Consider the following 14,710-nt stretch of genomic DNA (forward strand, 5'->3'; position numbering starts at 1 on the left):
CGTTCGTGCTGACAGGCGGCACCTTAGTGCTCAATAGCAACGGTAGCTACAGCTTTACACCTAATGCCAACTGGAACGGTGCAGTTCCAGTCATTACGTACACCACCAACACCGGTGCCATAGCGACCCTGACCATCACGGTCACACCAGACAACACCGATGCGGCCAATGACAGCAAAACTGTCGTTGAGGACACCGTCGCCAGCGGCAACGTGTTAACTAACGATGAAGCGGGCAATACCAGCGTGGTCAGCTTCACCGTCGCCGGCAGCAGTGTGGTGCATAACGCCGGCAGCAGCGTCGTGCTGACAGGCGGCACCTTAGTGCTCAATAGCAACGGTAGCTACAGCTTTACACCTAATGCCAACTGGAACGGTGCAGTTCCAGTCATTACGTACACCACCAACACCGGTGCCATAGCGACCCTGACCATCACGGTCACCCCCGCAGATGATCCAGTGACGATCATTAATACGGTTGGACCATTAAATGTTTATGAGTCGGCTTTAGCAAATGGCACCGGTAATCCGAGTACAGGACAAACATCTGCTCAAGGCAGCATGAGTATTACGGCTAATGATGGGTTAAATAGAATAGAAGTTACAAACTCTGTTGGCATAACCTCAACTTTAACATTAGCAACACTACTAAGTGCATCATTAACATCCCCAATTGTTATTGCTGGTGCTAATGGAACGCTTTACATTACTGGTTATAGCAATGGTCAGTTGCAATACACCTATACTCTTACCCATGCTCAAACTCATTCTACGCAAGGAAGTGATACGCTTAATGATAATTTCCAAGTTAAGGCTATCGACACCGATGGCGATTTTGCGACAACGACAATAACAACGACCGTCCATGATGATGTTGCTACTGCGCATAATGATACTGACCAACTAGAAGTAGTTTTAGACTCCTTTAACTTCTCCGGTATTGTGGCAAATTGGACAACTATCAACGGCGGCTCAGATGTCAGGAAGTTTGATGGTCCTGACAATGATAGCGGCAAAGATCAAGTCCGCTGGGGTGATCCTGCGAGCTATAATGGAAGTCAATCGGGATATGGTTTTGCTGACAATGATGCCGCTCTAAATGGCTCATTATCACTAAACCAAGATATAGTACTTGGTACTTTCACTCACTATAACTACCCGATTGATTCAGGCACATCTATCACATCTGCAACAATGCAAATCACTTTTAATGTGACTGATGCCTATGGTGTTACAACACCTGTAACTTTAACACTCAACTTTAGCCATAATGAAACGCCGAACGATGGTCCAGATCCTAGGGATATAGTGACTGTAGGGCAAACAAGTGTAACCTTTAATTACGAAGGTCAAGTTTACACAATGCAAGTCATTGGTTTTAAAGATAGTAATGGCAATATAGTTACTTCGATTTATACCAATGAAAATGATGCAACTAGCTATCAACTAGTGGTTCGTATGGTGGCGGGTAATGGATATACGTTGCCGCATACCGATGGCAATGTACTAACCAATGATACAACTGGTGCAGATACTGCTGTTACAGTCATTGGAGTTGCTAATGGTGACCATACAAATACGGGCGTATCGGGCCATGTAGGTACAACTATTAATGGTCTTTACGGCACATTGATACTTTATGCTGATGGAACCTATCACTATCAATTGACTGCGAGTGCAGATCTAATCCCAGCCTCTGGTGCAACAGAAACCTTTACCTACACTATGCAAGATGGTGATGGAGATAGATCAAGTGCAACACTAAAAATTAATGTGAGCCCCGTAAATGCTGATGGCGTCAACCTTGTCGATGCCAATGCGTTTACAACTCAAGGTTCTAGTTTGAATGATACTATCGTTGTGACAAATGGTGAAAACTCATCCAGTCACAATCGTCTAAATGTTACTTTTGGTGGTGGTTTAAGTGGCATCATTACAAACAGCAGTGAACAAAAAATTGTTTCTTCTGGAGCTAACAAAAAGAGCTATAGCACTACTGATGCTCAAATTGTAAGTGGAGGTGATGGTAACGACCATATCGAAACAGGTAGGGGCGATGACGTTATATACGCTGGCAAAACTGGTGCAATTGGTTATGGAACTGATGATCAACTCGAGTTATCAGTGAATGCTCTATCAACTCACCATATAATGACAGGCACATTAAGCGGTACAAATAGCATCGTTGATAACGATGGCTTGTTATTAGCCAATGATGTTGCATCTCAAAGAGCTGATGTTGTGAACGGTGGCAGCGGTGATGACCGAATTTATGGTCAATCCGGCTCTGACATTCTCTATGGTCATACAGGAAATGATTATATTGACGGCGGCAGCCATAACGATGCGCTTCGCGGCGGTGAAGGCAATGATACCTTAATTGGTGGCCTTGGTGATGATGTACTACGTGGCGATAGTGGCGCAGACACCTTCGTATGGCGCTATGCTGATGCCGACAAAGGTACTGACCATATTATGGACTTTAAGGTCGGTGAAGATAAGCTCGATCTAAGCGACTTACTCCAGGGTGAAACGGCGAATACGTTAGAAAGCTATCTAAGCTTTAGCTTAAACAATGGTTCAACCGTGATCGATATCGATGCAAACAAGGATGGCACGTTCGATCAACACATTGTGCTTGATGGGGTTAACCTCTATAGCCAATTTGGTGCAACGGATAATGCGGGTATTATTAATGGATTGCTCGGAAGCAATGGTAATGGCCCACTCATTATTGATACAGCGCCACCAGTAACACCTGATGCACCTCAAGGAGTGACACCACTGACCGATCCACACAACAATATCATTCCTTAATAAAAAATCAGTTCGGATGGCCTATAGAAATATAGGCCATCATGACCGATACTTCTGATAAGTAAATAAAAAATCAAAGGATAGATAATTAGGTGCCTGTTACAGCGTCTGAAAAAGTTGAGCAGTGGACGATATCCGCATCACAGCGAGTAATTGTTGACCCACTGCTAGATTGTTTAGTGCTTCTGACTGAACATTTTGGTAATCCATGCTCAAGTGAATCACTTGCGGCAGGCTTGCCTTTGTCTGGAGCGGTATTAACACCCGACCTGCTTCCTCAAGCAGCATCTCGTGCAGGGTTAGCAGCAAAATTATCTCGTAAGGGTTTAAATGAGATCTCGCCGATACTGCTACCCTGTATTTTATTATTAAAAGACAAGAAAGCCTGTATTCTGCGGGAATTAGACCTCGAGTCAGATAGAGCAATCATCCAACTGCCAGAAACGGGCGGTGAAGAAAAACTCACCATTGAGTCACTTGAAACTTTGTATGTCGGCTATTTGTTCTTAGTCAAACAAGAATATCGTGGCGACATGGGGTTTGATGTCTATTTGCACGATAATAAAACCCACTGGTTAGTTCAAACCTTAAAAGACTCCGCGCCCATTTATCGAGATGCGTTAATCGCCTCGGTGTTGGTCAACATATTTGCCTTAGTTTCTCCCCTGTTTATTATGAATGTGTACGACAAAGTCGTACCTAATTTAGCTTTTGACTCCCTTTGGGTATTAGCGATTGGCGCATCAATTGCCTATTTATTTGACCTTGTTATGCGGCAACTTAGAAGCTACCTAATTGATGTGGCTGGGAAAAAAGTTGATATCATTGTCTCGTCGAAGCTATTTGCCAAAGCAATTGGTATTCCATTGGAAAAACGTTCCCCAAGCATTGGTGGTATGGCAAAACAACTGGGAGAATTTGACAATATTCGGGAAATTTTAACTTCAGCAACGATAACAACACTTGTCGATCTTCCTTTCGCACTCTTTTTCCTTATCGTGATTTATATTGTTGCAGGTGATTTAGCCGTGATCCCTGTCGTGGGAGGCTTGATCATTATCGGCTTTACACTTTATACCCAACCTAAATTAAAAGCGGCGATTGAAGAAGGTAATAAGTTTTCCAGCTTAAAACATGGGCATTTGATAGAAAGTCTTTCGGCGTTAGAGTCTATAAAAGCCAACGGCGCAGAAGGTATTGTCCAAAAAAGTTGGCAACAAATGATCGGCCATAGCGCTAACTGGCAATTAAGATCCAAAAAACTGTCTAACTCAGTCTCAAATTTCGCTAACTTTATTGTGCAATTTTCCGTTGTATGTGTGGTGATTTTAGGCGTTTATCGTGTGTCTGATAACGCTATATCTATGGGGGGGATCATCGCTGCGGTGATGTTATCGAGTAGAGCAATAGCGCCAATGGCACAACTTGCAGGACTGATGACGCGCGCCAACCACACAGCCAGTGCACTGCGTCAACTCAATGAGCTCATGGTGCAGGAAGATGAGTTTGAAAATAAAGGCCACTTGGTGAGTAAGCAGCGTTTAATCGGGAAAATTAATGCTGACCATGTTGGATTTAGTTATCCCGGCTCAGAAAAGCCAGTGCTTCACCCGCTCTCATTAACCATCAACCCAGGTGAAAGGGTTGCAATTATCGGTCGTAATGGTTCAGGTAAAAGTACCTTAGCCAAACTTCTCGTTGGACTGTTCCAACCCACAACCGGTAGCCTACGTTACGATGGGGTCGATTCGGCACAAATTCATCCTAGCGATCTGCGCCGTAACTTTGGTTACTTACCGCAGGACGTCACCCTCTTCCACGGTACCATAAGAGATAACATTCTCTTTGGTACTCGCCAAGTGACAGAGCATCAACTTATCCGTGCAGTACAGCTTTCAGGTGTCAGTCAGTTCACCCATTTGGAGGCTGAAGGCCTAGATCAACAAGTCGGCGAAGGTGGCATGTCTCTTAGTCGTGGACAAAGACAAACCGTTGCCCTAGCTCGGGCGACTCTCAACGATCCGCCAGTATTGCTAATGGATGAGCCTACAGCCAGTTTAGATGCGAGAGCAGAACAACAGTTTATTCGCTCAATGCAAAATGTCAGCAAGGATCGAACCTTGCTATTAATCACTCACAAAATGCATTTATTACAATTAGTTGACCGTATTATTGTGCTTGAAAGGGGACATGTTGTTGCTGATGGTCCTAAAGCTGAAGTGTTAGAAAAACTCAATTTTGGCCTTGTAAATGGAGGCTCCAGACAATGAGTAAAAATCTAACGGCAAATGATTTAGACATGGTTGATGATGTTTACGGTGCCATGATGACAGATGCCCCAAGTGGACATAGGCTCATCATATGGGCGTTAGCTGCCATGGTTGTGTGTTTTCTACTTTGGGCAGGTTTTGCCAAACTGGATAAGGTGACAACGGGTTCAGGGAAAGTTATCCCTTCTTCTCAAGTTCAAGTCATTCAAAGTCTTGACGGCGGTATCATGCAAGAACTCTTTGTGAGAGAGGGTGATATTGTCACTAAAGGTCAGCCACTTGTACGGATTGATGATACCCGCTTTCGCTCCGATTTTGCCCAGCAAGAGCAAGAGGTCTTTGGCTTAAAAACCAATGCCATCCGAATGCGCGCAGAATTAGATAGCATTCTTATCTCAGATATGACTTCTGACTGGCGTGAACAAGTTAAAATTACCAAAAAAGCTTTAGTATTTCCCGATAGTATTCATGAGGCTGAACCCGCCCTAGTGAAAAGACAACAGGAAGAATATAACGGTCGCTTAGATAATCTGAGCAACCAACTGGAGATTCTGGTTCGTCAGATACAACAAAGGCAACAAGAAATCGATGACCTTGCCTCAAAAACGACGACCTTAACAACCAGTATGCAGTTGATTTCTAGGGAGTTAGAGCTTACGAGGCCTCTGGCTAAAAAAGGGATTGTGCCCGAAGTTGAATTACTTAAACTCGAACGCGCAGTGAACGATGCTCAGGGGGAATTAAACTCATTGAGACTGCTTAGGCCGAAACTGAAAGCAGCATTAGATGAAGCAATATTAAAGCGCCGTGAAGCGGTATTTGTTTACGCTGCAGATCTTCGTGCACAACTTAACGAAACACAAACCCGTTTATCCAGAATGAACGAAGCACAGGTGGGAGCCCAAGATAAGGTTAGCAAAGCGATTATAACTTCCCCTGTAAACGGCACCATTAAGACTGTGCATATCAACACCTTAGGAGGCGTGGTTCAACCCGGAGTTGATATAGTTGAAATCGTGCCATCTGAAGACCAGTTACTGATAGAAACCAAGATCTTACCTAAGGATATTGCGTTTTTACATACAGGCTTACCTGCAGTAGTTAAGGTGACTGCCTATGACTTTACCCGTTACGGTGGTCTTAAAGGTACAGTAGAGCATATTAGTGCCGATACATCACAGGACGAAGAAGGAAATAGCTTCTACCTTATAAAGGTAAGAACCGAAGAATCGAGTTTGATAAAAGACGATGGCACAGAGATGCCAATTATACCGGGGATGTTAACTAGCGTTGACGTTATCACCGGACAAAGATCCATTCTTGAGTACATTTTAAATCCAATTTTAAGGGCTAAGGACACAGCGCTCAGAGAGCGTTAAGCCTGTTATAAACCGGGAGGTTTGCAATGAAGACTTTAGTAAGACGACAATTTCAATGTTCAAAAATAGCGGTTCTGCTGTCAGCTATCTTGCTTCCACTATCGGCTCAAAGCCAAACGCTTGAGCAAGCGGTTGCGCACACGCTCGATACCAACCCAGATCTACGAGTGGCGTTTAACCGATTCAAAGCGAGAGAAGAGCAAGTAAATCAGGCAATTGCTGGTTATATGCCAACAGTCGATCTCACTGGTGGCTATGGCTACGAGCAGACGGATAGCGTATCAACCCGTCGACGCAAAAACGTCGGCGATGTTGATAGCAATGGCGTCGCGGAACTCAACCGCGGTGAGTTTGGTATTAGCCTAAAACAAATGCTTTTTGATGGTTTTTATACCAGCAGTGAAGTTGACCGTTATAGCTTTGAAGCCAGTGCAGACCAGTGGGCCTTACTTGCTGCTGCTGAAGATATGGCATTGGATGTCAGCAAAGTCTATCTCAACTACCTTCGTACTGATGAAGTGTTGAAACTGGCTGAAAAAAATCTTAACAGCCATAAAGAAATTTATGATCAAATCAAGCAACGTACTGATTCAGGTCTAGGCTCAACAGCCGATCTATCACAAATATCAGGCCGTCTTGCAAGGGCAAATGCGAATGTGATTTCTGCTCGAAATAATTTGCTCGATGCTAAAGCGCAATTTATCCGAGTTGTGTCTGCCGACCCAGTTGACTTAATTCAACCCGTTCCAGATGCCGATATGTTACCAAAGGATTTAAACAGTAGCTTAGCTGACGCAGAGAAAAATCATCCTATCCTTAAATCTGCAGCAAACGATATTCGTGCTGCTGAAAATGAGCGTTCATCCGCCCAAGCCAACTATTACCCGCAAGTTTCGTTAGAGCTAAATGGTAGCTGGAACAATGATGTGGGTGGCGAAGATGGCGTAAGTGCATTAGCGAGCCAAAATGTAGGTGGTTATAGCAACGACATCGTCGCCATGGTGCGAGTAAGATATAACCTCTTCGCTGGCGGTAAAGACCTCGCTCGTGAAAAAGAATCAGCCTATAAGCTGGGTGAAGCCAAAGAAATCCGTCAACGCGCTCAAAGAGAAGTCGTTGAGGGCGTCAATCTAGCTTGGAACGCGTACGAAATGTTAGCACCTCAAAAGCAATACATTCGTGACCATGTCATTGCAGCCAAAGATACTCAGTCCGCTTATGCGCAGCAATTTAACCTTGGTCAACGCAGCTTACTCGACTTACTTGATACTGAGAATGAATTGTTCGAAGCACGTAAGGACTACTTACAAGCTGAATATGATGAAATCATTGCTAAATATCGCGTGCTTAACGCGACAGGCCGCTTACTCGACTCACTGAAAGTGACGCGTCCGGAAGCATGGCGCGGAGAGCGTAGCTACGAAGGAGGAGCCAACCAATGAAAACCACTATCCTATTCCTTAGCGTGGCGCTTTTAGCAGGTTGTTCCATGCGTGATACAGTCAATATTGAAGATATGACAACAACTCAAGCATACGATCTTTCCGATAAGGATAGTGATGGAGTAGTTGAAGCCCGTGAACGCTGCAACGATACTGTTAAAGGTGCAGGCACGGATAACTACGGCTGTGGTCAGATCAAATCAATTAATGAGCGTAAGGAAATCAATGTATTATTTCCCAATAACTCAGCATACATTGCACCTGATTATTACCCGCAAATTGAAGAGATCGCAATATTCTTACGTCAATACCCCACAACGAAGGTGACCATTGAAGGACACACAAGTCGTACGGGTACAGATGAAAGAAACTCGGTATTATCACAGGAACGTGCTGATGCCGTTACCGCCGTTCTTGCCGAACGTTTTGGTATCGACAGAAGCCGACTCACCGCCATAGGATATGGCTCAAGTCGTCCAGTCGTTTTAGAACAGACACCTGAAGCAGAAATTCGTAATCGCCGAGTCGTCGCTGAAGTGACGGGTGATGACACCGCTACAGATATGAAGTGGACGATTTATTCCGTCGATGACACCAAATAAGGGCTAACAGAGTAGGTTATGAACGGCAGGCCAAAGGATATAAATGCATTTTTTCGCGCCTGCCGCTCAAGCCTAATTGCGTCTGCGTTGGGGATTAGTTGCCTGTATGCGGCACCGACCCAAACACTCGATGAAGCAAAAATCACCTCAACGCTAGAAAAACGCTATGGTGAGCGAGCAGGAATGCGAGCAAGAGCTTGGTTTAAAGTATTAGCAGAGGCAAACACGGTTGACGAAAAAGACAAGCTATTGAAAGTTAATAACTTTTTTAACTTATTTCGTTTCGTTGATGATATAAAATTATGGGGAGAATCAAACTATTGGGCCACTCCAATGGAGTTTATTGGAGTCAATGGTGGAGATTGTGAGGATTTTTCAATCGCCAAGTATTTTACACTGCTTCAATTAGGTGTGCCCGAGGATAAAATGCGGATCACCATGGTTAAAGCAACCAGTGTTAATCAGTATCATATGGTATTAGCTTACTATGATACCCCTTCCTCCATCCCTTTAGTGCTTGATAATCTTGATCATGTCATCAAACCCGCAACTCAGCGTAAAGATCTTATACCCGTATACAGCTTTAACGGTAAACAGTTATGGCTTAACAAAGAACAGGGACGAGGCGTTTTAGCTGGCTCGTCAACACGACTCGAAAAATGGAATGACCTAAACCATAGGTTAGGGGTTGATCGCTTAAGACAGCCCAAATTAAAACTGGAGTAGCACCCAAGATGACACTGTTTAGACAGATTTATTCGCTGCTTTTTAGCCTATTCTTGTTAGTAGTAGCAAGTCTTGGCTATGTGCAATTTACTGAGACTCAAAGCTTTTTGACCAAGCAAATGGAATCGGATCTAAACAATACCAGTACCTCGCTTGGATTAATGCTAACTCCCGCGCTTGAGGCGGGTGATACTGCAGCCGCAGAAACCTTAGTCAACGTTATTTTTGAAGGCGGCTATTATAAAAATATTAAACTGACGTGGATGGTTGACGGTAAACAGCAAGAATGGGCTAACCCTATTAAAATTGATGATGTACCTCAATGGTTTATCAATTTGAACCTATTTAAAACCATCAAAAAAGAAAGCACGATTACCTCTGGATGGTTACAGCTAGCTCAGCTTGAAATCACTGCGCACCCAGGATTTGGTTACCATGAATTATGGCGCATCATGTCCAATACTATTATCGCCTTTTCGTTGCTGTTTTTAGTCGCTATTTTTACCGCAAGATTAGGATTAACTTGGATTTTAAAACCACTACACGCTTTATCTGATCATGCTAAAAGGATTGCGGCTCGCCAGTTTGGGCCAGATATGCCTTTGCCTAAAACCACAGAACTCAAAGATCTCGTTACCGCGTTCAATAGCATGTCAGCTCAACTAAAACAGCTCTTCCAATCACTCGATGAGGAGGTAGGTACTTTACGCAAAAAGAATCTCACAGACCCCGCCTCAGGACTGCCTAATCGCCAATATGTGGTGAGCCGTCTCAATGGCTGGTTAAGCGAACCGAGCAGCGGCGCCCTGTTCTTAGCTAAGTTAGACTGGCTCGAAGAAGTTCACAGTAAATATGGCTATCAGGTTCGCGATGAAACCATTCGCCTATTGGCCGAAAAACTAGTCCAGCAATTAAATGAGATCACCCCCTCTGTGGTTGCGCGTATTGCCGCATTTGAGTTTGCCTTCCTTGTAACCGATGTAGAACATGATCAAATTAGCAAATATTTGCAAACGCTGATCCGCACAATCAATCAAGAAATATCAAAAGCAGGTTGTAAGCCCAATGAGAATTTTGCGATTGGGGTGGCTGAACGGATTGGCCAAATGAAGGTCTCCGATATTCTTGCCCAAGCAGACAACGCTCTGCAAAAAGCGCTCAAAGAGAATAAAACCTTCCATTGGTTCGAGACAACTGAACAACAACTTTTCACCCGAGAACAATGGCGTGACAACCTTAGCCACGCGATTAGCAACAAAAAGTTCAAGTTCCGTTGGCAACCTATCCAATTTTGTAATGGCGATGGCGTGAGCCAAAGAGAGCTCTATTGCCAACTCGAGTTGGGTGATAAGCTCGCTCATGCTGGCCAGTTTATGCCTTACATAGAGCTACTGTCACTCGGCTCATTACTCGATAAATGCCTCATTGAGACTGTCTACGAGCAAAAACTGCTTGAGCGTCATTACGAGCCTTTAGCGATAAACTTAACGCATCAAAGTATTAGTGATACACAGTTCCACGACTGGCTTAATCACTTCCTGCGCACGGCTCAGCAGGTTGAACGGATTTGCTTTGAGATCCCTGAAGCAGGGGTTTATAGCGACTTAGAATCCTGTACTCGCCTTTGCAATATTATTAGGGACAATGGTGCTAAATTTGGTATTGACCATTTTGGTAGACAATTTGGCTCCATGTCTTACCTCCAAGAGCTAAGACCAAGTTACGTTAAACTTGACCAATCTTTCTCTTACTATGACGAAGCATCACATAATAGCGAGCTCTGCCGTGCGATTATCAATGTAGCTAGAGGATTAGATATTCAGGTGATAGTGACAGGAATTCAAGAAAAGGCTCAGCTAGAGCGCTTCAATGAGCTAAAAACGGATGCCTATCAGGGCTTCATTGTCCCGCCAGAAAATATCGACTAAATCGAATACCATTGATTAAGGCTCCTTCGGGAGCCTTAATTATTTGAGATGTTGCTAACGGCCTTGAATCCTCGCAGCACCATGTCATGCAATCACAACGAGCCAGCAAGATACGAATAGCAAAACAGTACCAAGAGACAAATACAAAAAAGCCTCAGTACTTCTTTCGAAATTCTGAGGCTTCAGTGTAATTGGTCGGTGATAGAGGATTCGAACCTCTGACCCTCTGGTCCCAAACCAGATGCGCTACCGGACTGCGCTAATCACCGTAACTGTTAACTATTTGCTTGAAAACTCAAACGCGCTAGTTATGCGAAGAATGTGGTCGGTGATAGAGGATTCGAACCTCTGACCCTCTGGTCCCAAACCAGATGCGCTACCGGACTGCGCTAATCACCGAAATTTACTTTAGCTAAAGAGAGTAAAACCCTCTGGTCCGCTCTTATCCAAAAATCTGGATGCGCTATCGGACTGCGCTAATCACCGAGATGTTAAATGAAATGGGGTGACTGATGGGGCTCGAACCCACGACAACCGGAATCACAATCCGGGACTCTACCAACTGAGCTACAATCACCACTGAATTTCACTTTACTGCTAACCTCAAGCTCACAACTCATTCGGAGAGATGGTGCGCCCAAAAGGATTCGAACCTTCGGCCTCACCCTCCGGAGGGGTGCGCTCTATCCAGCTGAGCTATGGGCGCTCGCCTTGGTTAGCGCCGCATATAGTATGGACAAATAGCCTTTGAGTCTATAGCTGTTTTGCACTTTTTTTACTGACTGCTCAAGTTTTGATACATTAGCATGCTTTTTCAGCGAAAACACAGTTAAAATATGACTTGGATGTTACGGTATTTCGTGCTAATTATAACGTTTGGCAACAATTAACGCAGAACTGATTAGTGAGTATCATGTTTAGGGATGAAGATGAAACTACCCAACCTCGAGCTCCTGAGCTTGAACGCTTAAAAAAAAGACTTAATCGCCTTAAATATTTGGCGCATAAGTACAAGCGGGCGGAAGTCGTTCAAAATGCGTTACTCGAATTATCCCATATTGCCACTCAGGTTCCTTCCCTTGAAGAATTCTATTTAGGGGTTCACCACCACCTAAAAAAGCTTATTTCTGCTGATAATTTTTTTATCGCGACTCTCGATATCAATACCAACACCATTTCGGTTCCCTTCTTTGCCGATGAAAAAGATGCCCATCCTGCCCAGCTTTATCCCGAGCAATCCCTATCAACGCTGTTGCAACAAGGATTAACAGGTTATGTGTTTCGCACAGGAAAAACCCTACTATGCGATGAATCCAAGGTTGAAGAGCTGGTCGAAGCGCAGGAGATCGTCAATTTAGGTTCTCCTTGTCACCTTTGGCTTGGAGTGCCTATCAAGCATGAAGGCATAGTCACTGCCGTACTGGTAGTACAAACCTATGATACCAATGTCAGTTATGGCGATATCGAGGTCGAGTTAATGACCTTTATTTGTCACCATATTGCTGGCGTGATGGAAAGACTTAAGCATCAAGAACAGCTAGAGCAAGCAATACAACAACGGACTAAAGAGCTTAGCCAAGCCTATGACAAGCTCAAGCAAGAAGTGTATGAAAGACGCAGAGCCGAGCGGCTGCAAAAATCATTATTTGAAATAGCAGAACTAGCAAGCTCTAGTTCAGATAATCCTGAATTTTATGCACAGCTACATAATGTGATTCGGCACCTTATTCCTGCCAATAACTGTTACATCGCACTGCTAAATGAACAAGGTACCCACTTAACCTTCCCGTTTTACGTTTCCCAATTAGGTAACCAACACCCTGGGACTCGGCCATTACAGGATGGGCTTACGGAGTATGTGCTCAAACACAAACGTCCACTACTGCTAGACCAGAATGATATTCATGGTTTGATTGCCTCAAAAGAAATTTACGCTAAGGCACCCACACTTAATCACACTCAAACAATGCATCAATGGATAGGTATCCCACTGTTTATCCATGATGTAGTACGAGGTGCGCTAACCATTTATAGCTTTAGCATGACCCAAAACTACCAAACGAAAGACTTGGAGTTACTCACCTTTGTGTCACAACATATCGGTGCTGCTATCGAGAAAAAACTCGCTGCAGAGTCATTACGCCGCAGCTATGAAGAACTAGAGGAAAAGGTTGCAGCTCGTACAACTGCACTCGCTGAGCTCAATAAGGACCTAGAGAAAGAGATCCGTCAGCGCCGTAATATGGAAGCTAAACTCGTTCATGATGCCAAACACGATGCGCTCACAGGATTGCCCAATCGTGCGATGTTTATGGAACGTCTCAATCAGGCTATCAAACATGTTCGCCGCCATAGCCTAGAACAGTTTGCCCTGCTGTTTATCGACCTCGACCGCTTTAAGCAGATTAACGATACTATGGGGCATTTGGAGGGCGATAGATTCTTAATTGAAACCGCCACTCGCTTACGCGGTTGCATCCGTAGCAACGATACCTTGGCGAGGCTCGGTGGCGATGAGTTTGTTATCCTGCTCGATACCATCAACGGCATCAACGATGCCCGTGATGTGGCCGAACGGGTCATTCAAAAAGTCTCACAATCCTACAAATTAGGGACAATCGAGTTTCACTCAGGTGCCAGTATCGGCATAACCATTAGTGGTAATAAGTTAGATACCAGTGAATCGATGCTACGTAATGCCGACACCGCAATGTACCAAGCCAAGGCGAATGGCAAAGGTTGTTATGTCATTTTTGACGATAGCGCGTCACAGCAAAAAATCCAGGATATTGCCTTCGAGAATGATTTTAAACAGGCGCTGCAAGCAGAGGAGTTACAACTCAATCTTCTCCCAATAGTTGATTTACAGACTCTACAACCCCATGCTTTTGAGTGTCGATTAATTTGGGAGCATCCCGTATGGGGAAGTATTCCGCACGAAGTTTTAAGCCAATTAGCTGAGCAAGCTAACCTCATGGTTGAGTTGGATAAGTATGCAATTAACTTACTGAATAAGCATTATCACCAGCTCGTTGTGAGCCATGGAGATAACCTTGATTTACACCTTATGCTTTCCAGTCAACATCTTAAACACAAGCATGTACTTCGTGGTCTTAAAAATGCGCTCAAACAAACTCAGCTTCCTCTCCCGCAGCTATGGTTATTTTTTAATGAAAAAGCCTTAGTTCAAGAAACAGAGAACCACATAAGCGGCTTTGAATTATTAAATAAGCAGGGGGTTAACTTAGGGATTAGCCACTACGGAAGCGGCCACAGTGCGTTAAACAGTTTGTTATTCCTCCCTGTAAAAGGCTTAAAGCTGGATGCGAATATCACGAAACAACTGCAAGATGAACAACACATAAAGCTGATGTCTGCCTATCAAAAGGCGGCCTCAACCTTAAACTTACAAACCTTTGTTGACGGACTTCATCACCCTGAGCAAATCAATATATTCAATGCACTAGGTTATCGCTTCGGCCAGGGTAGTGCCATAGCCCACCCTTTTACCTTAGTGGAAACCCTGCATCAGGTTTGCGCCTAAAAC

Annotated in this window: 8 protein-coding genes and 4 tRNA genes; 8 read left to right on the forward strand and 4 right to left on the reverse strand. The window is 44.2% G+C overall.

All coding sequences use genetic code 11. From position 1 onward, the window contains the following. Nucleotides 1-26 precede the first annotated feature (26 nt). The 7 genes from MMG82_RS04500 to MMG82_RS04530 all read left to right on the forward strand — a co-directional run bounded on the left by MMG82_RS04500 (nucleotide 27) and on the right by MMG82_RS04530 (nucleotide 11,163). On the forward strand, nucleotides 27-2,816 hold the full coding sequence (locus MMG82_RS04500) for a choice-of-anchor K domain-containing protein (protein WP_241406532.1): 2,790 nt from the start codon (nucleotides 27-29) through the stop codon (nucleotides 2,814-2,816). A gap of 92 nt (nucleotides 2,817-2,908) precedes the next feature. Next, on the forward strand, nucleotides 2,909-5,086 hold the full coding sequence (locus MMG82_RS04505; protein WP_047535309.1) for a type I secretion system permease/ATPase: 2,178 nt from the start codon (nucleotides 2,909-2,911) through the stop codon (nucleotides 5,084-5,086). Continuing rightward, nucleotides 5,083-6,465, forward strand: coding sequence for an HlyD family type I secretion periplasmic adaptor subunit (locus tag MMG82_RS04510; RefSeq protein WP_037423406.1), 1,383 nt, complete (start codon nucleotides 5,083-5,085; stop codon nucleotides 6,463-6,465). The genes MMG82_RS04505 and MMG82_RS04510 overlap by 4 nt, the downstream gene beginning before the upstream one ends. 26 nt (nucleotides 6,466-6,491) lie before the next feature. Further along, nucleotides 6,492-7,907 (forward strand): type I protein secretion system protein AggA, encoded by a 1,416-nt coding sequence (aggA, locus tag MMG82_RS04515; protein WP_047535307.1) that lies wholly within the window; start codon nucleotides 6,492-6,494, stop codon nucleotides 7,905-7,907. Then, complete coding sequence (locus MMG82_RS04520) at nucleotides 7,904-8,509, forward strand: OmpA family protein (protein WP_047535304.1); 606 nt, start codon at nucleotides 7,904-7,906, stop codon at nucleotides 8,507-8,509. Before aggA ends, MMG82_RS04520 begins: the two co-directional genes overlap by 4 nt. Before the next feature lie 18 nt (nucleotides 8,510-8,527). Next, entirely contained in the window at nucleotides 8,528-9,235 is a 708-nt protein-coding gene (locus tag MMG82_RS04525) for a transglutaminase-like cysteine peptidase (protein ID WP_047535300.1), read from the forward strand. Nucleotides 9,236-9,243: 8 nt separating this feature from the next. Further along, a complete protein-coding gene (locus tag MMG82_RS04530; RefSeq protein ID WP_047535297.1) occupies nucleotides 9,244-11,163 on the forward strand; it encodes an EAL domain-containing protein in 1,920 nt (639 codons plus the stop codon). Between the two features lie 192 nt (nucleotides 11,164-11,355). Here the strand turns inward: MMG82_RS04530 and MMG82_RS04535 are convergent. The 4 genes from MMG82_RS04535 to MMG82_RS04550 form a co-directional block, all read right to left on the reverse strand. Beyond that, nucleotides 11,356-11,432, reverse strand: a tRNA-Pro gene (locus tag MMG82_RS04535). Between the two features lie 53 nt (nucleotides 11,433-11,485). Next, a tRNA-Pro gene (locus MMG82_RS04540) sits at nucleotides 11,486-11,562 on the reverse strand. Nucleotides 11,563-11,664: 102 nt separating this feature from the next. Beyond that, nucleotides 11,665-11,740, reverse strand: a tRNA-His gene (locus MMG82_RS04545). A 52-nt stretch (nucleotides 11,741-11,792) separates the two neighbouring features. Continuing rightward, nucleotides 11,793-11,869, reverse strand: a tRNA-Arg gene (locus MMG82_RS04550). Nucleotides 11,870-12,076: 207 nt separating this feature from the next. On the opposite strand from MMG82_RS04550, the gene MMG82_RS04555 reads away from it, so the two are divergent. After that, nucleotides 12,077-14,707 (forward strand): diguanylate cyclase, encoded by a 2,631-nt coding sequence (locus tag MMG82_RS04555; RefSeq protein ID WP_172591061.1) that lies wholly within the window; start codon nucleotides 12,077-12,079, stop codon nucleotides 14,705-14,707. Nucleotides 14,708-14,710: the final 3 nt, after the last annotated feature.

It is taken from the genome of Shewanella sp. MM_2022_3 (assembly GCF_022557375.1).
Taxonomy (GTDB): domain Bacteria; phylum Pseudomonadota; class Gammaproteobacteria; order Enterobacterales; family Shewanellaceae; genus Shewanella; species Shewanella xiamenensis.